Origin of the sequence: Bacillus sp. FJAT-28004 (genome assembly GCF_001280845.1) — a bacterium.
Classification (GTDB): Bacteria; Bacillota; Bacilli; order Paenibacillales; family Paenibacillaceae; genus Pristimantibacillus.
In genome coordinates, this window is the sequence record NZ_LGHP01000001.1 from 167,527 (window position 1) to 189,190 (window position 21,664).

Below are 21,664 nucleotides of genomic sequence, written 5' to 3' on the forward strand. Positions count from 1 at the left end.
GGTGTAGACAACCGCTTCCTTTTTGTATATCTTTCTTATAGGTTTGATTTAGGAAAGGGGCTTTTTGCACTCATGTGGCTTACTTATTCAGTGTTCGCTGCCCTATGTTTTGGCTTGCGAGGTATTTTGTATCATTGGACGAGTCAGAAGCCGCTTAACCGTAATTTATTGCTATGCGGTACGTTCACCATGGGAGCGCTCATTAATGGGATTTGCGCGCTAGTCTTCTCATCGAACTGGACGCTCGCGGCGTTAATAGGCATTCAAATGGGCTTGTTTTCATTCGGTGCGAATGCAAGCATGTTCAAGGGGTTTGCAGTCGGAAAGGCTTCACTTGTAGCTATATTAACGGCATTGCCTTCTGTTGTTGTTGTAATCGTTGCATTTGGACTGTGGGGGGAAAAACTCCATGCGATGCAATTAATCGCATTTGTCGTTATTATTGGCGGTGTGCTTCTTGTTCGCCTATCGAATGACATTTCGTTGCGCAATTTGCAAGGAGCGCAATGGGGGCTGCTGGCAATGCTGCTGTTTGCTGCAAATGATTTGTCAGGCAAATGGTCGACGATTATGGAAGCAGATTTGTTTCCAACGATGTTTTTTATGTTTGTGACGGGAGCATCGTGTTTTGGTATGTGGTGGCTGCGAGATTTGCAAACTGAGCGGGCCAGACGGGTGTTGTCGCTTCAGAGTGCGGGCATTGTCGGTGGTGAGGTGCATGTGTCACAGCATACGTCCAGTGCTAACTTATCCCATAAGCCATCAGCTTGGAGCGGCAAAAAAACGTTTCTTATTGGTTTGGCCGTCGGCACAACTAACGCTGTCGGCATGATGCTTATCGTAACCGCATTTGATCTCGGCAAAGCGGGGTTAGTATCCGCAGTCACGGCGCTCAATGTGCTGATTGTGCTGCTCTATACGCGGTTCTTCGTGAAGGAGAAGTTTACGAAGATAGAGATTATCGGCATTTCACTTGCTTTCGCCGGTATATTGCTGATGCGATTATTTGGATCGTAAGAAATAATAGGTAGAAAAAAGCTTTGCATGGGCTAAGGAGTTGAGCCTGTGCAGAGCTTTTTTTGTGGATTATATTGACAATTTAGTAATGTTCATTTAAATTTGTGTTTAACAAGTGTTAAATGATTATTACAAAAATAGCGGATAACATTAAACGTTGACTTAACTAAGTGTGGAGGCGTTAATTATTTTAGACTGGGGAATAGCGGCTAAACGATTGCAGTTTTCTTATCACGAGCCTATTGAATTTTTAACCACTATGAAATTTGTTGCCCAAATCGAGCATATGAAGGCTTTTGCGAGAGAGATTCATTTTACATTGGATGCCGAAATGATCCGCATGGTGGAGACTGCGAATGCGAGCTTGAGCAATCATGTGAAAGCTGAGATAGCTGCCCTTATCGGTGACAATATGTTTAAAGAACGGCTTGACTATGTAATGGCTGTGCTGTTTGTAGAGGATCGGGAGAAGCTGAATAGTTCTGAAGATTTTCTGGCGTGTTACCGTGATAAGCCAGCAAGCGAGCTCCTCTTTCATTTGGCAGCAGCGAAATATAATGACGAGAAGATGGAATGGACGAAAGGGAATGACTGGGGAACCATTGCGAATGATGTGGGATTGCTTTACGAGCTGGTTGCGGGATGTGAGCTATCGGATCAAGCTGAGCATACCTCACTACTAGATCATATTCGATTTCCTGAGGAATACAAACAGCGGACTCTGTTCATTATGGAGCAATTTCATCGTTATGCCTATTTGCCAATACGTGATCGCTTGAAGGAGCTTGGTGAAGCTGGAGCTGCAAAATACCGAGCTTTGTTTGAAGAGCAGCCCGAGCGGGCAATCCGCGATATTACGAAGATGGATGTTGATTTGATCGATAAAGAGACGGCCGTTCATGTGAGTTATTTTTCTCAGGTGCGTGTAGGTATTCATCGTGATGATCGGGAAGGTCATTCACATTTGGTGGTGCTGGGAATCAACAATGACGTGTTTGCATGGAGGCGCGAGGATCAGGAGACGATTGAGCGTTTTTTGAAAGTCATTGCCGATAGGCGCAGGATGGAATTGATTGAGCTGCTCCACCACAAAAATTATTATGGCAACGAGCTTGCCCAGGAAATGGGCTTAACGCCTGCAGCCATAAGCTATCATACGAATATGTTGTTTGATCTTAATCTCATTCAGCTGATTAGGGTTGATAATCGTATCTATTATGAGCTCGACAAAGAAAAAATCGGTTATTACTGGGAGCAAACGAGGCGGATATTGCTGCCGTAATGCATAGAGGAGTGAATGCGATTGGGTGAGTATGTATACGAGCTAAAGGGTGTTAGTCAGGTTTACAAAAAAGGAAAAACGATGGTCACAGCCAATGATGACATTTCGCTTACCATTCGTGAAGGAGAAATTTTGGGCGTGCTCGGTCCGAACGGAGCGGGTAAATCGACGCTAATTAAACAAATGGTCGGCCAATTAAAACCAACCAAAGGGCAGGTTCTTTTTTGCGGCGAGGATGTTATGAAGCATACGCGCCACGTATCCAGCATGGTGGCATATTACGCGCAGGAGCCCCATGTTCTCTCAGCGCTTAAAGTCCACGAGGCCCTTTCATTTACAGGTAGGCTGAGAGGGATGTCAGCATCAGATGCGGAGAAGCAGGCGAAGGAGCTATTGGAGCAATTTGATATGGAGGCTTTGGGCAATAAGCTGCTGAAGCAGCTGTCTGGTGGACAGAAACGATTAATCGGAATCGGCACAGCTCTTATTGGCCGTTCACCAGTGCTTATCTTTGATGAGCCTACGAATGAGCTTGATCCCAAAAAACGACGGCTCGTTTGGAATTTAATTCAAGAGCGCAATCGAGAAGGCGCAACGATTATTTTGGTTACGCATAATGTGCTGGAGGCTGAGCAAGTCGTGGATAGAGCGGCTGTCATCAACCATGGCAGGCTGCTGGCAATTGATCATGTGGCTACGCTAAAGCAGAAGGTTGATCAGCGGTTGAAGTTTGAGCTTACGACAGAGAACGGGCGTCGTGCCGAAGCCGCTGCTGCCCTTCATCATTTCGGTATCGTGCAGGAGAGCAGTGAGAACCGATTGCTGCTGCTGGTCGAGAAGAGTTTAGCAGGCAGGGTACTAGAGCATATTATCGAGCATACTGGGCTGCCGATTGTTGAATATGCCGTCGTTCCCCCTAGCTTGGAGGACGTATATTTCCATATTGACGATTTGGCTCGGAAGGAGGCATCCGTATCATGAATGGAACACCAATGCCGCTGCGGCATATGCAGTCGATTCAACTATCCGGACCGAGGCGATTGTGGACAGAGCTGGAAATTTTATTCCGGATTCAATTTGCGCTTATTCGCGACAGCTGGGTAATCGTCGTGCTTGTAGCAACCATGTTTCCACTGACGACGATTTTATTTATGAGGTTCTTTATTGCTGATCCAACACCTGAGATGATGGTTCAGATCATTGCGGGCAATATGATATTTGGTGTCATTATTATGGGCTTAAACAGTCTTGGGCAAGAAATATCTATGCAAAAGCATCAAGGGCATTTTACGTTTTATGCATCGCTTCCTATCCAAAAAATAAATTTCGTAGCGGCTAATTTGCTCCGAGGTCTTATGAGTACGATTCCATCCTTTGTATTGCTAGGTGTCATCGGTTACTTTGTTTACGGTGTGGATCTTCATTTATCATGGGGGCTTCCTATCGTTATGCTGCTGTCGCTTACGAGTGTGGTAGGGCTTGGTGTATGTATAGGCTTCTGGTCGCCGAATCAGCAGTTGACCAATATGCTTGCACAGCTGCTTATGATGGTTGTAACCTTCCTGTCACCTGTCATGGTGGAGCTCAATCAGCTGCCTAAGGCGCTGCAAGTGATCTCCTACATTTTTCCAACAACCTATGCAGCTGATGCGATGCGTATTGTTTTGCTTCAAGGCTGGACACATGCGGTCATGCTGGATTGCCTCATGATGCTCCTCTATACCGTTATTACGGTGGTCATTGTTAATCGGCTTGTCAGCTGGCGGGTATAACATGTAACGACAACATGCAAAGATAAAGCGATAAGGTCTGCTCCAACAGGTTGAAAAACCTCTCGGGGCAGCCCTTATTCTTTAAACTCCAAATCTAACAATTATTCGTTCCGCTTGTAATGCGAGGGAGTCATGCCTGTTCGTTTTTTGAACATACGGTGAAAATGCGGAAGACTTTCAAAGCCGCATAACTCGGCAATTTCGGCGATATTGGCATCGCTCTCCATTAAGAGCTCTTTGGCGCGAATAATCCGTTTGGTCGTGACATATTCCGTAACATTCATGCTGGTCAGTTTTTTGAAGACACGAGAAAAATGGGCTGGCGTAACGGATGCACGTTTAGCAAGCATCGACAGGCCAAGAGGGCTGCCCGGATGCTCATCGATGTAGGTTAATACAGCAGTCATCCAGCTTGGAGCTGAGGATGATACCGGTTGACCTTCTTCTGACGAAGCGAGGGTGCGTCCGAGGAGCAGCAAAGTGTGCTGGAGGTGAAGTAGAATAGCAAGGCGATATCCTGACAGCTTGTCTGATTCCTCTGTATGAATGCGATCTATTAAATCGACTATTTGTTGTTTCTCTTCGGTTGTTGCCGATGACAGCTTGTACGCCTTTCGGCGCTTGGCCTGCTCGAAGCAGCGCAAATAGGAGAAAGGATCTCCAAGAGGCGGGCTATGTACGAGCGAAGCATTGAAGAATAGAGCAGTTGATGTTTTCGGGTCATTCGTATCAGGAAAGGAGCGATGAATCGTGTTTCCGGGAATGAGGAAGATGTCACCGGGAACGGCATCATAAAACGTCTGATCTATAAAGAAGGTACCTTTGCCGCTATAAATATAAACCAGTTCATACCAATCGTGAATATGGTCAGGCAATTCGTTCTGTGCGCTTTTGGTATCCCGATAGACACATTCAAACGGAAACGGTGTATTGGCATCGAATCTTTTACGATACGGATTCATAGGTTTCACCTCACTCTCATGTATGAATCGTTAACTCTTGTTGTTTCTTGGGTCAGCCTGATTGTAACAAATATCAAAAAAGAGTACAAATATGCATGAATTGATTATTTCAGCTATCAATATTGTTTTTTATAATGAAGAGGAAGCTACTTTCTTTGAAAAGAGGGCGAAGAGATGAGAATAGATGCGCATCAACATTATTGGATGATCGAGCGAGGGGATTACGGATGGATTACACCGGAAATTCCGGTTCTTTATCGAGATTTTTTGCCGCAGCATTTGGAGCCTCACTTAAATGAACATAAGCTGGATGGTTCGATCGTTGTTCAGGCGGCAGCGACACTTGCAGAAACGGATTATTTGCTGGCTTTAAGCGAATCATCGGATACGATAGTAGGCGTTGTCGCGTGGCTGGATCTTGCGGATCCAGATTATCGCAATCATTATGAGCGCTTTGCGCAGCATCCGAAATTTGTCGGCTTCCGTGTCATGATCCAGGAAATGTCTGACGCAAATGCGATTCTTGCGCCTAGCTATTTGGAAGCGTTCACATATTTTGCGGATAAGGGTGTACCCATAGATTTGTTAGTCGTGTCGCATCAACTTGCACCTCTAGTAGAACTGCTCGATAAAGTGCCTGGCCTTCATGCGGTCATTGACCATATCGCGAAGCCGCGCATTAAAGCCGGTGAGCTTGAGCCTTGGAAAAGCCAGATTAGCCAAATCGCTGCTCATCCTAATCTATTCTGCAAGCTTTCAGGCATGGTAACCGAGGCAGATCATACGAACTGGAAACCAGCTGATTTCATGCCATATATCACGCATGTGCTGGAAGCATTCGGAGACAGGCGGGTCATGTTCGGCAGCGATTGGCCGGTCAGCTTGCTTGCGGCAAGCTATGACGAGGTTGTGGCTGTGCTTGAGCAGGCGCTGCCGCAGACATGGACGGAGTTAGAGCGAGAGCGGTTATTTGGACGTAATGCAAAGGAGTTTTATCGAATATGACTACACTAAATTCAAATCAATTAAATGAGGAACAGGCAAGTCTATATGAGGCAACGAAGCTGGCGAAGATTACGGTTCTGCAAATTGGCGAAGGCAACTTTCTGCGCGGTTTTTTTGACTGGATGATTCATGCTTGCAAGAAACAAGGCTTATACGAGGGAAGCATTGCGGTGACGCAGCCGCGTCCCGGCGGCAAGCCAAAGATCGATGCGCTCGCTGAACAGGACGGACTTTATACTTTAGTTTTTCGCGGTTTAGAGAATGGCGCTAGCGTGGAGCGGGCAGAGATTGTTTCCGTATTCAGCAAAGTGTTTGATCCTTATTCCAAATGGGATGAATATCTTGCTTTAGCAGAAAGTCCAGATCTGCAGGTCGTCGTATCCAACACGACGGAAGCGGGACTTGTCTATCGACCTGAGGAGCTCATCGAGGGACAGCCGATTCAATCGTTTCCCGGCAAGCTGACGCAGCTGCTTTACCGTAGATTTAATTACTTTAACGGTGACCCTGAACGCGGCTTAGTATGCTTGCCTTGCGAGCTGCTGGAACGGAATGGCGATGAGCTTCGCAGCTGTATTTTGCGCTATAGCGATGATTGGGGTTATTCCGAAGCGTTCAAACATTGGGTCGCTCGGCATAACCGTTTTTTGAACTCGCTTGTGGATCGAATTGTTACGGGTTATCCAGATGAAGCACAGGCTGAAGCTTGGTTTAGTGAATGGGGTTACTCGGATTCTATGCTGAGCACAGCAGAACCGTATCATTTATGGGCGATTGAGACAGGGCCGGGGCTGGAAGAGCTGCTTCCGCTGCGCAAGGCGGGTCTGAATGTACATTATGTCGAGGATTTGAAGCCCTTCCAACTGAGAAAGGTGCGTATTTTGAACGGTGCACACACATTAATGACGCCGCTCGGCTTGCTGCATGACATGGAGCAGGTGCGAGAAGCGATGGAGCATACAAGGCTTGGTTCTCTGGTGAGAGCAACGGTAGAGACGGAAATTATTCCTTCACTCGCCATGGCAGAAGAGGAACTGAACGCCTATGCACAGGATGTTTATGAACGTTTTCTTAATCCGTTTATTCGTCATCGACTTGCAGATATTGCGATGAACAGTTTAAGTAAATTCAAGGTGCGGCTGCTGCCTTCTTTACTTTATTATGCGGAAGGCGGTAAGCCGTTGCCAAGCGGGCTTATACAAGGGTTTGCTGGCTTACTTCGGTATTACAAAGTAATACTAGGCGAGACGGGCTACGAAGGGAAAACGTTAAGCGGCGCGTCGTACTTGGTGCGGGATGATGCCGGCTTGCTTGCGACGATTGCGTCTGTATGGGCGGAAGCAAAAGAGCGGCAATGGCCGCAGGAGCAGACAATTTCAAGGCTGCTGCACTTGGAGAGCGTATGGGGTTGTGATTTGGCAGCTTTATGGCCTGAACTAGCGATTGCGATAAGCGCGAGTATAGCGGAAATGGAGCGAGATGCAAATGAATAGCTGGATCAGACTACATGAGGATGATCATGTCGTTATTGCGCTGCAGTCATTTGCTAAGGGGGATAAGCTAACGCTTGAAACGGGGCTGGTTCTTGAGCTGCTGGAAGAGGTGCCGAAGGGGCATAAGGTGCTGACGCGCGCTGTCCGCACGGGGGAGCATGTACTCAAGTTCGGTTATTCGATTGGGGTTGCGAAGGAAGATATTGAGTCAGGAAGCTGGATTCATACCCATAACATGGGGACTGGCTTAAAGGGCTTTCTCGATTATTCCTATAAGCAGACTACTTTGCATGAGGATGTGAAAGCAATATCTCGTGATGCTGGCCGCATGTTCCAAGGCTTCGTTCGCGAAAATGGAGACGTCGGCATTCGGAATGAAATTTGGATTATTAATACGGTTGGCTGCATTAATAAAACCTGTGAGATAGTAGCTAGAAAAGCAGATGCTCTCTATGCTGGACGGGTGGATGGCGTGCACCACTTCGCACATCCGTTCGGCTGCTCGCAGCTTGGCGACGACCTTGTGCATACACAGAAGCTGCTTGCATCACTCGTAAATCATCCGAACGCAGCAGGCGTACTCGTTATCGGCCTTGGCTGCGAGAATAATCAGATTGATGCTTTCAAGCAGGCAATTGGCGAGCATAGCGCGGAGCGGGTAAAGTTCTTGAAGTCGCAGGAGGCGGAGGATGAGATCGAGGACGCGCTTGGGCTGGTCGAGGAGCTTGTCAGATATGCAGAACGATTCAAGCGTGAGCCGGTTCCCGTATCGAAGCTGAAGCTTGGCCTGAAATGCGGCGGATCGGACGGCTTGTCCGGCATAACGGCGAATCCGCTAGTAGGAGCAGTATCGGATCGCTTGATCGAAGCGGGCGGTACAGCCATATTGACCGAGGTGCCGGAGATGTTTGGCGCGGAGACGATTCTGATGAACCGTGCAGCAAACGAACAGGTCTTTCACAAAATTGTTCATTTAATTAACGATTTCAAGCAATATTTTATTAAACATAATCAGGAAATTTATGAGAATCCATCGCCCGGCAATAAGACTGGAGGCATTAGTACGTTAGAGGAAAAATCACTCGGCTGCACCCAAAAGGGTGGACACGCCATTGTACAGGATGTTGTGCCTTACGGACAGCGTATTACGAGCAGCGGTCTTAATTTATTAGAGGCGCCGGGCAATGATCTTGTGTCGGTGACGGCGTTGTCTGCGGGAGGGGCGCATATCGTGCTGTTCACGACAGGAAGGGGAACGCCGTTTGGCGGACCGGTTCCAACGGTGAAGATTGCGACGAATAGCGAGCTTGCCAGTCGCAAGAAAAACTGGATCGACTTCAATGCAGGCCAGCTGCTTGAGAACAAAAGTATGGAGACGCTGACCGATGAGCTGTGGGAGCAGCTGATCAGCCTAGCATCAGGCGAGCTGCAAACGCACAATGAACGCAATGGATTCAAAGAAATTGCGATTTTTAAAGACGGCGTTATTTTGTAGCAGCTGCGTCGACCGATAATAGCTGATAAACAATGGATTAATCCTCAAAATCAGGAGTGGATATAGATGAAATATCGCAAGCTTGGCAAGACGGGACTAGAGGTGTCCGCACTTAGCTTTGGCGCATCATCGCTAGGTTCTGTATTTAGAGAGACGGATGAATCGGAAAGCCTGCGTACTGTGCATGCTGCGGTGGATATGGGCATTAATCTGATCGACGTGTCTCCGTATTATGGCTTAACGAAAGCTGAGACTGTGCTCGGGAAGGCGATAAAACAGATCGAGAGAGATCGGTTTATTTTGACAACGAAGGCTGGAAGATATGGCGAGGATCAGTTCGACTTCTCGGAGGAACGTATAATCCGAAGTGTGGATGAGAGTTTGACTAGGCTTCAGACGGACTATATCGATATATTGTTTTTGCATGATATTGAATTTGTACCCTTCGAGCAGGTTGCAGAGGGTGCTTTCCTTGCGCTCGATAAGCTAAAGCGGCAAGGGAAAATCCGATACTCGGGCGTATCGGGGCTTCCGCTAGCCGTGTTTGAGAAATCGCTGGCCTATACCGAGCTCGATGCCATACTTTCTTATTGCCATTATTCGCTAAATGATACAACCTTGCTAGATATATTGCCCCTGCTGGAGCAGAAGCAGGTCGGCTTGATCAGCGCGTCTCCGCTCTCGATGGGCTTGCTCAGCAACCGACCGGTTGTAAGTTGGCATCCTGCAGGGGAGCCAATACGTGCTCTATGTCAACAAGCAGCTGAGCATTGCGCTGCTCAAGGCGAAGAGATCGCCAAGCTGGCAGTACAATTCGCTACGGCAAATGAGCGAGTGACAACGACGCTGGTGAGTACGGCTAATCCGGCTAACATACGCAAAAATATTGAATGGACGGACGAGCCGATTAATGAAGAGCTGCTGCGAGAGGTTCTTGCGATATTGGAGCCGATTCACAATCTTAGCTGGAGTAGCGGAAGAGAAGAATACAATTTGAGTATCGACGTATAAGGGAGTGCTGCAAGGTGAGAGCAATCGTGTGTGAACAAATCGACCAGCTAAGGCTTGTGGAGCAAGAGGAGCCTGTCTTGCAGACGGGTACAGCTATCGTTCGTATTCGAAGAATCGGTATCTGCGGTACCGACCTGCATGCTTATAAAGGGAATCAACCCTTCTTTACTTACCCGCGTGTGCTGGGCCATGAGCTGGCAGGAATCGTTGAACAAATAGATGATCCGCAGAGTACAATCAAGATCGGTGACCAAGTGAGCATCATCCCTTATTTGCACTGCGGGGAATGCATCGCTTGCCGGCATGGCAAAACGAACTGCTGCACTGATATGAAGGTGCTTGGCGTTCATATTGACGGAGGCATGCGCGAGCTGGTTGTCGTACCGACCACGCATTTGCTCGTGACGAACGACCTGACGCTTGATCAATCAGCGGTGCTGGAGCCGCTGAGCATTGGAGCGCATGCGGTTCGCCGTGCTGAGCTTCGGGCAGGAGAGACGGTACTCGTTATTGGCTCTGGCCCAATCGGGCTTGGTGTCATGGCGTTTGCCAAACATCGCGGTGCGCGGGTGATCGCAATGGATATTCAGGAGGATCGCCTAGCCTTTTGTAAGCAATGGGCGAAGGTGGATGAAACGGTCAATGCTCGGGAAGACGCTGAGGCAAAAATTTCAGAATTAACAAATGGAGAGTTTCCAACGGTCGTATTCGACGCTACCGGTAATGCAAGGTCGATGAGCGATGCATTTAGTTTTGTTGCACACGGAGGCAAGCTTGTATACGTTGGCCTCGTCAAAGCGGATCTTTCGTTTAATGATCCAGAGTTTCACAAGCGAGAGATGACGTTAATGGGCAGTCGCAATGCGACCATTGAGGACTTTGCAGCGGTTCAAGAGGCTGTTAGAAGCGGCGGAATCGACGTGGCTAGTTTCATTACACATCGTGTACCGTTTGGAGAAATGATCAACCACTTCGATAGCTGGCTGAAGCGAGAATCGAAGGTCATTAAAGCGATTGTGGAATTATAGCCAAGGTATCACGACTATGATAGAAAGTCCGGTCAAAAGGCGCTGGTGCCTTGAGCCGGGCTTTTTACTTATTTATGAACGTATACAACGCTGTCTGGTAATGAACATTTATACTCATTTAGTACGTTGACAAAATTTTCACCCGGAATTATGATAGGTAGCCAACTGCCAAAAAATAGGTTGTTTGAAGGGGTTTAACAAATAGAAATAGGGGGGGACAACGATGCTGAAAACAGAAAAAGCTGCGGAAACGGGCAGGCTTTCACAGCAAACGAGCGAGCGGGCTCGCAAGCAAGCGGATAAAGGAAAACAAAAGGCTGAGCTGAATGAATCAAAAAGATCCTATATTTGGGCGCTAAAGTTTCTGATGCCTTATAAGAAGCAAATAGCGGCTCTTGCGGCCTGCGGTACGATGGCGGTGCTCGGTGAAACATTAACGCCCAAAATGATCCAATATGTTATCGATCATGTCGTAGTCAACAAGGATACCTCGCTTTTTATACTTATTTTAGCAGCACTCACAGCTATCAATTTGCTAATGCTTATCGCCAAAAATTATCGTAATCTACTGCAGCGGACGATAGGAGAGCTTGCCTCTCGCGATATGCAAACCGCTATTTTCAAGCATTTGCGCAAGCTCGGCTTCGCTCACTACGAACGGCACCCAGCTGGGGAGACGCTGTCGATGTTCAACTCCGAGGTAGCATCCGTTCAGAAAATATACCGAAATGTCCTTCCGAGTGTTATCGAAAATTTACTTTTCATATCGGTGGCCATTTGTTTACTGCTCAGCATCAGCGGTTGGTTATGTCTGATCATGCTGCCAACGTTCGGGCTTTATTATTTATTCGGTCCTTATTTTGAACGAAAAGCTTCTCTTTACGGCAGAGAATCCGGTCAATCACGTATTGCTTATAATCAGTCGGTTTATGAAAGCATATCCGGCTTGCGCGAATTCCGTGCTTTTGGTTCGCAGCCTTGGTACCATGGACGAACGCTCGGGAAACATAAAGAGTGGTCGCGTGTTTACCTGCTCGCTGCTACTTATAGCTTCGGGCGGGGCAGCTTTCGGCGCTTTACATTTTATTTGGGTGCAATTGCTTTATTTATTACGGGCTACTACTCACTTCAAAATAATTGGATTACGTTAGGCGGTTTTATCGCCTTCACCCTCTTGTATATGACGACGATGTTCCGCCTCACGCTGCTCGTCACGCAGCTTACTGAGCAGAAGCTCATCATCCACCAGACAATTCCGCTATTTAGATTCATGCACAAAGAGATTGAAATTGATGATCCAGCTGATCCCATCACCCTTGATGAGGTGCACGGCGGGCTTACGTTCGAGGATGTTTACTTTCAGTATCCGGAGCAGCCTCCTGTTATTAATGGCTTCTCACTGACCATCAAGCCAGGCGAGAAGGTCGCATTTGTAGGGGCAAGCGGCAATGGCAAGACAACGATGTTCAAAATGATCGGGAGGTTTTACGACCCCACTGTGGGCACGATTAAGCTCGATGGTGTACCTATACAGCAAATGACGCTTGAACGTCTGCGCGAGTCGATCGGTTATGTGTTTCAAGAGACGTATCTGTTTGGGTCATCGGTCAAAGAGAACATTCGTTTCGGCAAACCCGAGGCAAGCGATGAAGAGGTTGTCGCTGCTGCGAAAGCTGCTTATGCGCATGATTTCATTATGCAGCTGCCGGAAGGCTACGATACGCTCGTAGGCGAGCGTGGAATGAAGCTGTCTGGCGGACAGAAGCAGCGTGTTTCGATTGCGCGGATGTTCGTGAAGCAGCCAGCTATTATTTTGCTCGATGAGGCAACCTCGTCGCTTGATAATGTAAGTGAGTATGAGGTGCAGCGTGCACTTGATGAGGTGTTGGTGAACCGGACGACGATTGCGATTGCACACAGGCTGTCGACCGTGAAGCATTTTGACAAAATTGTTGTCATTCACGAGGGCCGTGTCGCTGAGGCAGGAAGCTATGAGGAACTGATTGCAAGTAAAGGGCTGCTGTATGAGCTGGAAATCGGGCAATCAGAAGCAGCGGAAGAGAGGGTGGCACATGAAGTATCTTAAAATATTTTGGTCGAACTCGGTTATGCTCAAAGGCACTTATCTCATTGTGCTGCTCTATCTTGCGCTTGAATCGGTGTCAAACTACACGATTGTTTATGTTCAAAAAATATTAATCGATGACGTGTTTACGGAAGGAAAGTATGAGCTAATGCCGATTGTCATCTGCATATTCGCGCTTGCAGGCCTCGTCTACTCGCTAATGTTCACGATGACGAGCCGGAGTCTTGTTCGCAATGAATTTGCAGTAAGCCGCTCCTTGCTCTCCCGTATGCTGAAGCGCCTTGAAGGTGTTCCTGTTGAACGGTTTCAAAATGAACGAACCGGCAAATACGTTTATTCGTTCACACAGGATCTGTACGTATCGGCGAGCGTTATGGGCTGGCAGATTCCGCGCGGCATACAGGAGACGTTAAACTTATGCATACTGATGACGATCATTGGCATCGCTAGCCCCATTTTACTACTAATGATCGTGGGGCTTTGTACTATATATGTGCTCATTGGCTTTTACTTTACGCCCAAGCTGAAGGCGCAGGCAAGACAGGTAGCGGAGAAACGCACCGCGCTGCTGATTCAGATTGAAGAGGGGGTAGCGTCTACACGAGAAGTAGTTGCTTATCACCGCTTGAAGTGGGAAATGAAGCTTTACAATAAAATGTTTGCGGAATACTTTGAGCAGGTGATGGCTGAAGGAAAACTCGTGAATCGGCAAATTCGCTACAGCGACCCGATGAAATGGGGCATAGGTATTCTCGTGCTGGGCTACTGCGGCATGCAGCTTATTCATGAACAAATGTCGATTGGAACGTTCGTAATATTGTTTCAGTTTTCTACGCAAATGTCGGATTCCTTCTATAATTTATTTCAATTTATTATGGGCATGTCGTCACAGCTTGCTAACGTGGATAGGGTACAACGTATTTTGGAGCTCGAACAGCATGACATGGGACAGAAGAGCATAGAGAAACAAATCGAGCAGCTGTCTTTTAAGGATACAAGCTTTCGTTATTCACCCGATTTGCCGGAGGTTATTCGCGGTTTTACGGCTGATCTGCCGATCGGAAGCAAGATTGCTTTTGTAGGGACGAGCGGCGGAGGCAAGTCGACTATTGCCCAGCTGTTGGTTCGTTTCTTCGATACGCCGAAAGGGACGCTCAAGCTGAACGGTATGGATGCGGATGTCTACAACCGCGAGCAGTGGGCGAATAAGGTGTCGATTGTTTTTCAAGATCCTTACATGTTCTCGGATACGATTCGTGAAAACTTGATGTTAGGCAGAGACGAGGTAACGGAGACCGACGTGGAGGAAGCATGCCGAATCGCGCAAATTCATGATTTTATTATGGGGCTGCCTGATGGCTATAATACAAATATTGGAGAGCGGGGCATCAAGCTATCCGGCGGACAACGTCAACGTATTGCCATTGCGCGGGCAATTGTCAGTGATCCGGAAATTTTGGTGCTGGATGAAGCGACATCAGCGCTCGATCTGGAGACAGAGCGTCAGCTGCTGGCTGGTTTAGAGGCAAGACGGAAGGGGCTGACTACAATTATGATCGCTCACCGACTGTCAACAATCGAGAATGCCGACGTGATTTTTGTCATGGATCAGGGATCATTAGCTGAGACAGGCACACACGAAGAGCTGCTCGTCACCGGTAAGGTGTATCAGCAGCTGCTGATGGCGCAGCATTAAGGACATTAGAAATAAAGAAGATAGCGAAGTAGAGCAATATTCATGGAAATAGATCTAGATTCTAGATCTATTTCTGATCAGCTCCCGCTTTTCCCCAAGCTAAGCCTATCCGCGTTCACTAACCCGTCACACCTCTCTAATGAATAGAAAAGTCCATCCTCCCAAACAGGAAAGTCCATTCCGATCATTTGAAAATCGTGTAACATAGGGAATGTTGCTGATAATGGTTATCATTGATAACCGTAGCAATGTATTTTTTTGATAATTAATGAGAATGATTATCTCTGATAATATTCGTGATGATTTGAGGATTGAATATGAAGCTATGGTATCTTTTTGTCGTGCTTATTGTTTTATCGATTATTTCTTTATTTATCGGGGTAAAAGACATCTCGCCGCTGGATTTGTTCAGTCTGACGGATGAGCAGCTTCAGGTTCTCACCATTAGCCGTATTCCTAGGCTTATCAGTATTATTATAGCCGGTGTCGGCATGAGCATTACGGGTCTGATCATGCAGCAGCTAAGCCGCAACAAATTCGTATCGCCTACAACTGGAGGAACGGACGATTCTGCTAGACTCGGCATACTCGTTGCCTTAATGGTATTCCCGTCTGCAAGCACGCTTGAGAAAATGCTGGTCGCGTTTGCTTTCGCACTCGCAGGTACCTATCTGTTCATGAAAATTCTCGATCGTCTGAAATTTAAAGACACGATATTTATTCCACTCGTAGGTTTGATGTTCGGTAACGTTATAAGCTCAGTTACTACTTTTTTTGCCTATAAAAATGATCTTATCCAAAATATCTCGTCCTGGCTGCAAGGCAGCTTCTCGCTTGTCATGAGCGGACGTTATGAGCTGCTATACGTGAGCTTGCCGCTGCTCGTGCTGGCGTATCTTTATGCGAATAAGTTTACGATTGCAGGTCTTGGCGAAGAGTTTTCGACCAATTTGGGAATGAATCATAAGCTTGTCGTTAACATTGGACTTGTGATTGTAGCACTCGTATCGGTTATCGTCATTTTGACTGTCGGTACGCTGCCTTTCCTTGGCCTCATTATTCCGAATATCGTGACGCTGTATATGGGCGACAATTTGAAGAAAAACCTGTCGCATACGGCGGTGCTTGGAGCCATATTCGTACTGGTGTGCGACGTGCTTGGCCGCCTTATTATTTTTCCGTATGAAATTCCAATTGGACTCACTATTGGCGTCGTCGGAAGTATCATTTTTCTTTACTTGTTGATGAGGAGAAAGGCATATGAAGCTTAAACTAAGTTTGCTTGCGGTGCTGGGCGTCGCATTAATTGCCGTGTTTTTATTCATCGATCTTGGAACCAATTGGGATTATGCACTGCCAAGAAGATTGAAGAAGGTGCTGGCGATTATCGTAACCGGGGGCGCTATTGCTTACTCCACTATGATTTTTCAAACCATTACGAACAACCGTATTTTGACGCCGAGCATTATCGGGCTTGATTCCCTTTATATGCTGATTCAAACCTTCGTCATTTTTTCCTTTGGTTCTATGAGTCTACCAAGCACGAACAAGCATCTTAATTTTTTTATTACGATAGTGGCAATGATTGCATTCGCTTTGCTGCTATATAAGTTGCTGTTCAAAAGGGAAGGCAGAAATCTTTATTTCCTTCTATTAATCGGATTAGTTATGGGCACATTGTTCGGCAGCATGTCGACGTTTATGCAGGTCCTTATTGATCCGAATGAATTTCTAATCGTACAGGGAAAAATGTTCGCCAGCTTCAATAATGTAAACACGGATTTGCTTATCATCTCGATGATCATAGTCGCTCTTGTAGCCCTTTATGGCATGCGGCTTGGCAAATATTTCGACGTGTTGTCACTAGGCAAGGAGCATGCAGTCAATTTAGGCATTCCCTATGATTATGTTGTCAAAAGAGTACTGGTCATCGTCGCCATTCTGATCGCTGTATCCACCGCATTAGTTGGACCGATTACCTTCTTAGGACTGCTCGTCGTCAACGTAGCCTACCAGTTCATGAAAACCTATCGGCATAGCTACCTTATTCCGGGGGCTATACTGATCAGCATCATCGCACTGGTTGGCGGACAACTGGTCGTAGAGCATGTGTTCACGTTTGAGACTACGATTAGCGTCATTATTAACTTCATCGGCGGAGCGTACTTTTTATATTTGCTGCTAAGGGAGAAGAAAGCATGATAGAGGTAAAAAATGTTTCCAAAGCATATGGCGGCAAGCCGGTTATCGAAGATGTATCGATCCGTATTTCGAAGGGAAAGGTCACTTCGTTTATCGGGCCGAACGGTGCAGGCAAGAGTACGCTTCTCTCCATGATTAGCCGGTTGCTGGCGAAGGACAGCGGTCAGGTGTTAATTGAGGGGAAGGAAGTCAGTGACTGGAAAAGTGCTGATCTTGCCAAAAAGATATCGATTCTAAAGCAGTCGAATCATATTAATCTTCGTCTGACCGTACGAGAGCTCGTCAGCTTCGGCAGATTCCCGTATTCGCAAGGGAAGCTGACCACAGAAGATTGGCAGCAGGTAGATGAAGCGATTGCCTATATGGATCTGGTTGATCTGCAAGGCAAGTATCTTGATGAACTCAGCGGAGGACAAAACCAGCGTGCGTTTATTGCGATGGTTATCGCTCAGAACACCGAATACATATTGCTGGACGAACCGCTTAATAACTTGGATATGAAGCATTCCGTTCAAATTATGAAAGTGCTGCGGCGACTCGTCGAGGAGCTTGGCAAAACGGTCGTGCTCGTCATTCATGATATTAATTTCGCTTCTTGTTACTCCGATTATATCGTGGCGTTGAAGGATGGAAAGGTCGTCAAGGAAGGTTCAACCGAGACGATCATCGACAGCGCCGTGCTTAATGACATCTACGATATGGACATACCGATTGAGCTCATTAACGGGAATCGTATCGGCGTCTATTTTAAGTAGTCATGTAAGGTCTACCTATGGTTATTCAAGTTTTTCAATATAAAAAAATTAATTTAGGGGTGATTGTTATGAAAAAATCTATACCTGTATTGGCTATTTTAGTAATTCTAAGTTTGGTGCTTGCGGCATGCGGCGGTAATAAAAATGGTAATAAAGGTGCGAACAGTGCAACTGACACACCTGCAACAGATGCTCCAGCAACAGAAATTACAGTTAAGCATCAGCTTGGTGAAACGGTTGTTCCAGTTAATCCTGCTAAGGTTGTTGTATTTGACTACGGTACACTAGATACATTGGATAAACTAGGCGTAGAGGTTGCATCATTGCCGCAGGCTGGCGTTCCTACTTACCTTGAAAAATATAAAGATGCAAAATACATAAACGCGGGCAGCTTGAAAGAGCCTGACTTTGAGAAAATCAATGAGACTGATCCTGATTTGATCATTATCTCAGGTCGTCAATCGGACGCATATGAAGAGCTCAGCAAAATCGCACCAACTATTTTTATGGGCGTGGATACAAAAAACTTCATGGAGTCGTTCACGACTAACGTGAAAACACTTGCTCAAATTTTTGGCAAAGAAGCTGAAGCAGAAACAGAACTTGCAACGATCAATGACTCGATTAAAGCTTTGAATGAAAAAGCAACGGCATCTGCTAAAAACGGTCTGATCATTTTGGCAAACGAAGGCGCAATTAGCGCTTATGGCAAACAATCGCGTTTCGGCATTCTGCATGATGTGTTTGGTATACCTGCTGTGGATGAGAACATTAAAGTATCAACACACGGTGACCCTGTAACTTACGAATATGTAGCGGAAAAAGATGCTGATTACCTATTCGTTATTGACCGTAATGCGGTGACAGATGGTTCAGGCGATGCACATGCTTCTGTTGAGAATGCTCTAGTGAAAAATACGAAAGCGTACAAAGAAGGCAACATCGTTTATCTTAATCCGGAGTTCTGGTACCTTTCCGGCGGCGGACTTATTTCTGTAGCAGAAATGGTTAAAGAAATCGATGCGGCGGTAAAATAATAAAGCAAGCATAGTAATGATAGGCGAATTTTCATTCAACTTTGAATGAGAATTCGCCTTTTATTATGGATTTATTTTTGTTTACATTCATTTGGGTAATAAGTTGATATAATGGGTTTTAAACTATTATCTCTTATATGATTCATAGCAAATGCCCTGAAAGGAGTAAAAGAAATGGAATCAAACAAACCGTGCTGTGCGGTCCGCAGAGATCAAGCTAAGCAAGGAGGGACTCAGGTGCAGTCGCTGTCGTCCGTGCAGATAGATCATTCCATTCGCAAGCAAATGCGGAGCAACTTAATTCGTATTGAAGGTGGCATGTTTCGGATGGGAACGGATGCCACCGACGGATTTCCCTCAGACGGAGAAGGACCAGTCCGGGAGGTTCGCCTCGATTCGTTCTTAATATCACCCTATGCCGTCACAAATGCGGATTTCCGTGCTTTCGTGGACGATACGGGTTATGTCACGGAAGCGGAGCGCTTCGGTTGGTCTTATGTCTTCCATTTGCTGGCCTCGGAAGAAACGCGCGCTCGCGTGAAGGACGTCCCGCAGCAGGCGCCATGGTGGCTGGTTGTAGAAGGTGCCTATTGGGCGAAGCCGGAAGGGCCTGATTCGACGGTTGATGAACGGTTGAACCACCCTGTTGTGCATGTTTCGTGGAATGATGCCGAAGAATACTGCGCATGGTCTGGTACGCGGCTGCCGAGTGAGGCGGAATGGGAATATGCAGCGAGGGGCGGTTTACAAGGCAAAACCTATCCGTGGGGTGATCTTCTCAAACAAGACGGCAAACATATGTGCAACATTTGGCAAGGCAAATTTCCGGTCAAGAACAACGCAAGTGACGGTTATGTGGGTACAGCGCCAGTAAACGCCTACGAACCTAATGGATACGGGCTGTACAACCTTTCCGGAAATGTATGGGAATGGTGTGCGGACTGGTTCAGCCCCGGGTATCACAAGCAGACTACTCTTAGTAACCCATTGTTCAAAGAGCCGACAGAGCGGCGGTCAATGCGTGGCGGGTCATATCTATGCCACCGTTCTTATTGTAATCGTTATAGGGTAGCTGCGAGGAGCGGCAACACACCAGACAGTTCTACTGGAAATTGCGGTTTTCGGGTAGCAGCGGATATCACTATCGAATAAGTAAAGCAGGCAGCAGCTAGATTTATTGTTATATTCCTCATCTATTGTCGTCTTTTTTCTATGTTTTCAGTTGGATAATTGTACTATATTTAAATGATTAACAACTGAAAATAGGAGAGTGACGCTAATGAAGCAGCCGAATCTTGTATATGTTTTTGCCGATCAGCTAAGGTCCGATGTACTTGGGTATGCCGGCGATTTGAAAGCGCATACACCAAACATCGACCGCTTTGCCTCTCAGTCTATGGATTTCAAAAACGCGGTAACGGTATATCCAGTGTGTGCGCCGCACCGAGCTAGCTTGTTCACTGGCAAATATCCATCGAGCACAGGAATGGTCATTAACGAAATCCGCAGCATGCCTGATCCTGATGCGATCGGCCATGTGCTTACCAATAACGGATTCCAGACTGGATACATAGGCAAATGGCATCTATACAATCAAAGCGTTGACCACAGCGACATGACCAGCCACTACGTACCTCCCGGCCCGTACCGACTAGGCTTTGACGGATATTGGGCTTCGTACGGGTTCAATCATATGTATAAACAAGGGTTTTATTTCAAAGACGACTTTGTCCGTCATGACATTGAAGGTTATGAGCCTGATACGCAAACCGATCTAGCCGTTGACTATTTGGAGAGCGTGGATCGAGAGAAGCCGTTTGCCATGTTCTTGTCCTATGGAACCCCTCATGATCCTTGGACCTCAGATAATGCACCGGATGATTTTGCGGATATGTATCGTGATGTACAGTTCGATGATCCGCCGAATTTTACTGGAGAAGCTTCAGCAGATGTATTTTGGAATGAGCAATTTAGCAAGGAATGGGTTAAGGAGAACTGGATCCCGCAGCGAAACTCGTTTAAACAGGTGTACTATTCAATGGTGGCCAACTTGGACGCCAACTTCGGCAGACTGATGGCCGCATTGGAACGGCTCGGGCTCTCGGATGATACGATCGTTGTGTTTACATCAGATCACGGTGAGATGTGGGGAGCTCACGAGCGAATCGCCAAAAAAATATTTTACGACGAGGCGGCTCGGGTGCCGTTTCTGATGAGATGGCCGTCTCATATTGAGGAAGCATCGCAAACGGATGTGTGTCTGAACACGCCGGATATTATGCCAACGCTGCTCGATTTGCTGCAGTTGCCGATACCGGCATCGGTCGAGGGCCAGTCGGTTAAACAGCAGATACTTGGCGAAGCTGGGCCTGAGCCCGAAGCAGCCTTCCTGCAAGGATTGGGGCACACATACCAATGGGCAGACGGAGACGAGTGGCGTGCGCTGCGCGACAAACAGTACACCTATGCCCGGTTAATCGATGGAAAAGAGTTTCTATACGATCATCAGAACGACCCGTATCAGATGAAGAATCTCGCGGCAGACTCGGCATTCACCGGACTGATGGAAAAATACCGCAGCATGTTAAGCGACAAGATGGCCAAGCTGAATGACGAGATCCACCCCTGTACCTGGTACAATGGACGCTGGGTCGTAGACCGGGTTATCGTCCGTTCGGCCACAAGAGAGCTTATTTAATGAGGCAATGAAAACGATATGATATTGATTGTGAAATGAACATAAATAAAGGCGAATTTCCATTCAACTTTGAATGAAAATTCGTTTTTTTTAATCATTTTCTTCAAACTTTTTCAGTGGCGGCG

Annotated in this window: 18 protein-coding genes; 17 read left to right on the forward strand and 1 reads right to left on the reverse strand. The window is 46.8% G+C overall.

Translation table 11 applies throughout. The features are described from left to right. The first annotated feature begins 72 nt into the window (after nt 1-72). The 4 genes from AC787_RS00745 to AC787_RS00760 all read left to right on the forward strand — a co-directional run bounded on the left by AC787_RS00745 (nt 73) and on the right by AC787_RS00760 (nt 4,071). On the forward strand, nt 73-1,017 hold the full coding sequence (locus AC787_RS00745; RefSeq protein ID WP_054023038.1) for an EamA family transporter: 945 nt from the start codon (nt 73-75) through the stop codon (nt 1,015-1,017). 172 nt (nt 1,018-1,189) lie between these two features. After that, on the forward strand, nt 1,190-2,299 hold the full coding sequence (locus AC787_RS00750) for an ArsR/SmtB family transcription factor (RefSeq protein ID WP_152970558.1): 1,110 nt from the start codon (nt 1,190-1,192) through the stop codon (nt 2,297-2,299). A gap of 15 nt (nt 2,300-2,314) precedes the next feature. Then, on the forward strand, nt 2,315-3,280 hold the full coding sequence (locus tag AC787_RS00755) for an ABC transporter ATP-binding protein (RefSeq protein WP_054023040.1): 966 nt from the start codon (nt 2,315-2,317) through the stop codon (nt 3,278-3,280). Further along, nucleotides 3,277-4,071 (forward strand): ABC transporter permease, encoded by a 795-nt coding sequence (locus AC787_RS00760; protein ID WP_054023041.1) that lies wholly within the window; start codon nt 3,277-3,279, stop codon nt 4,069-4,071. The genes AC787_RS00755 and AC787_RS00760 overlap by 4 nt, the downstream gene beginning before the upstream one ends. Before the next feature lie 101 nt (nt 4,072-4,172). On the opposite strand, the gene AC787_RS00765 is transcribed toward AC787_RS00760, so the two are convergent. Next, the gene (locus tag AC787_RS00765) at nt 4,173-5,033 is read right to left on the reverse strand and encodes an AraC family transcriptional regulator (RefSeq protein ID WP_054023042.1); all 861 of its coding nucleotides are present in this window, start codon (nt 5,031-5,033) and stop codon (nt 4,173-4,175) included. 174 nt (nt 5,034-5,207) lie between these two features. On the opposite strand from AC787_RS00765, the gene AC787_RS00770 reads away from it, so the two are divergent. The 13 genes from AC787_RS00770 (at nt 5,208) to AC787_RS00830 (ending at nt 21,539) form a co-directional block, all read left to right on the forward strand. Next, nucleotides 5,208-6,038 carry an amidohydrolase family protein gene (locus AC787_RS00770; protein ID WP_054023043.1) on the forward strand — a complete coding sequence of 277 codons (831 nt, stop codon included), beginning with the start codon at nt 5,208-5,210 and terminating at the stop codon, nt 6,036-6,038. Next, nucleotides 6,035-7,531: a tagaturonate reductase gene (locus AC787_RS00775; protein WP_054023044.1), complete on the forward strand. Its 1,497-nt coding sequence runs from the start codon at nt 6,035-6,037 to the stop codon at nt 7,529-7,531. The genes AC787_RS00770 and AC787_RS00775 overlap by 4 nt, the downstream gene beginning before the upstream one ends. Beyond that, nucleotides 7,524-9,026, forward strand: a complete 1,503-nt coding sequence (locus tag AC787_RS00780) for a UxaA family hydrolase (RefSeq protein WP_054023045.1) — start codon at nt 7,524-7,526, stop codon at nt 9,024-9,026. The genes AC787_RS00775 and AC787_RS00780 overlap by 8 nt, the downstream gene beginning before the upstream one ends. A gap of 66 nt (nt 9,027-9,092) precedes the next feature. Further along, nucleotides 9,093-10,037, forward strand: coding sequence for an aldo/keto reductase (locus AC787_RS00785; RefSeq protein ID WP_054023046.1), 945 nt, complete (start codon nt 9,093-9,095; stop codon nt 10,035-10,037). A 14-nt stretch (nt 10,038-10,051) separates the two neighbouring features. Beyond that, nucleotides 10,052-11,065 (forward strand): zinc-binding alcohol dehydrogenase family protein, encoded by a 1,014-nt coding sequence (locus AC787_RS00790; protein WP_054023047.1) that lies wholly within the window; start codon nt 10,052-10,054, stop codon nt 11,063-11,065. Between the two features lie 223 nt (nt 11,066-11,288). After that, complete coding sequence (locus AC787_RS00795; RefSeq protein WP_054023048.1) at nt 11,289-13,151, forward strand: ABC transporter ATP-binding protein; 1,863 nt, start codon at nt 11,289-11,291, stop codon at nt 13,149-13,151. Next, on the forward strand, nt 13,138-14,847 hold the full coding sequence (locus AC787_RS00800; protein ID WP_054023049.1) for an ABC transporter ATP-binding protein: 1,710 nt from the start codon (nt 13,138-13,140) through the stop codon (nt 14,845-14,847). The genes AC787_RS00795 and AC787_RS00800 overlap by 14 nt, the downstream gene beginning before the upstream one ends. A 317-nt stretch (nt 14,848-15,164) precedes the next feature. Further along, nucleotides 15,165-16,118: an ABC transporter permease gene (locus AC787_RS00805; RefSeq protein WP_054023050.1), complete on the forward strand. Its 954-nt coding sequence runs from the start codon at nt 15,165-15,167 to the stop codon at nt 16,116-16,118. Continuing rightward, a complete protein-coding gene (locus AC787_RS00810) occupies nt 16,108-17,049 on the forward strand; it encodes an iron chelate uptake ABC transporter family permease subunit (protein WP_054023051.1) in 942 nt (313 codons plus the stop codon). Before AC787_RS00805 ends, AC787_RS00810 begins: the two co-directional genes overlap by 11 nt. Beyond that, complete coding sequence (locus tag AC787_RS00815; protein WP_054023052.1) at nt 17,046-17,804, forward strand: ABC transporter ATP-binding protein; 759 nt, start codon at nt 17,046-17,048, stop codon at nt 17,802-17,804. Before AC787_RS00810 ends, AC787_RS00815 begins: the two co-directional genes overlap by 4 nt. Nucleotides 17,805-17,872: 68 nt before the next feature. Beyond that, nucleotides 17,873-18,841 carry a siderophore ABC transporter substrate-binding protein gene (locus AC787_RS00820; RefSeq protein ID WP_054023053.1) on the forward strand — a complete coding sequence of 323 codons (969 nt, stop codon included), beginning with the start codon at nt 17,873-17,875 and terminating at the stop codon, nt 18,839-18,841. 174 nt (nt 18,842-19,015) lie between these two features. Next, nucleotides 19,016-19,993 (forward strand): formylglycine-generating enzyme family protein, encoded by a 978-nt coding sequence (locus tag AC787_RS00825; RefSeq protein WP_082360575.1) that lies wholly within the window; start codon nt 19,016-19,018, stop codon nt 19,991-19,993. Between the two features lie 127 nt (nt 19,994-20,120). Continuing rightward, complete coding sequence (locus tag AC787_RS00830; protein ID WP_054023054.1) at nt 20,121-21,539, forward strand: sulfatase; 1,419 nt, start codon at nt 20,121-20,123, stop codon at nt 21,537-21,539. Nucleotides 21,540-21,664 lie beyond the last annotated feature (125 nt).

Bases quoted from the DNA above. Each gene is read 5' to 3' on its own strand.
- AC787_RS00800 (WP_054023049.1), top strand. From the start codon at position 13,138: ATGAAGTATCTTAAAATATTTTGGTCGAACTCGGTTATGCTCAAAGGC.
- AC787_RS00760 (WP_054023041.1), top strand. From the start codon at position 3,277: ATGAATGGAACACCAATGCCGCTGCGGCATATGCAGTCGATTCAACTA.
- AC787_RS00775 (WP_054023044.1), top strand. From the start codon at position 6,035: ATGACTACACTAAATTCAAATCAATTAAATGAGGAACAGGCAAGTCTA.
- AC787_RS00825 (WP_082360575.1), top strand. From the start codon at position 19,016: ATGGAATCAAACAAACCGTGCTGTGCGGTCCGCAGAGATCAAGCTAAG.
- AC787_RS00785 (WP_054023046.1), top strand. From the start codon at position 9,093: ATGAAATATCGCAAGCTTGGCAAGACGGGACTAGAGGTGTCCGCACTT.
- AC787_RS00755 (WP_054023040.1), top strand. From the start codon at position 2,315: ATGCGATTGGGTGAGTATGTATACGAGCTAAAGGGTGTTAGTCAGGTT.
- AC787_RS00795 (WP_054023048.1), top strand. From the start codon at position 11,289: ATGCTGAAAACAGAAAAAGCTGCGGAAACGGGCAGGCTTTCACAGCAA.
- AC787_RS00745 (WP_054023038.1), top strand. From the start codon at position 73: ATGTGGCTTACTTATTCAGTGTTCGCTGCCCTATGTTTTGGCTTGCGA.
- AC787_RS00805 (WP_054023050.1), top strand. From the start codon at position 15,165: ATGAAGCTATGGTATCTTTTTGTCGTGCTTATTGTTTTATCGATTATT.
- AC787_RS00780 (WP_054023045.1), top strand. From the start codon at position 7,524: ATGAATAGCTGGATCAGACTACATGAGGATGATCATGTCGTTATTGCG.
- AC787_RS00815 (WP_054023052.1), top strand. From the start codon at position 17,046: ATGATAGAGGTAAAAAATGTTTCCAAAGCATATGGCGGCAAGCCGGTT.
- AC787_RS00830 (WP_054023054.1), top strand. From the start codon at position 20,121: ATGAAGCAGCCGAATCTTGTATATGTTTTTGCCGATCAGCTAAGGTCC.
- AC787_RS00770 (WP_054023043.1), top strand. From the start codon at position 5,208: ATGAGAATAGATGCGCATCAACATTATTGGATGATCGAGCGAGGGGAT.
- AC787_RS00810 (WP_054023051.1), top strand. From the start codon at position 16,108: ATGAAGCTTAAACTAAGTTTGCTTGCGGTGCTGGGCGTCGCATTAATT.
- AC787_RS00820 (WP_054023053.1), top strand. From the start codon at position 17,873: ATGAAAAAATCTATACCTGTATTGGCTATTTTAGTAATTCTAAGTTTG.
- AC787_RS00765 (WP_054023042.1), bottom strand. From the start codon at position 5,033: ATGAATCCGTATCGTAAAAGATTCGATGCCAATACACCGTTTCCGTTT.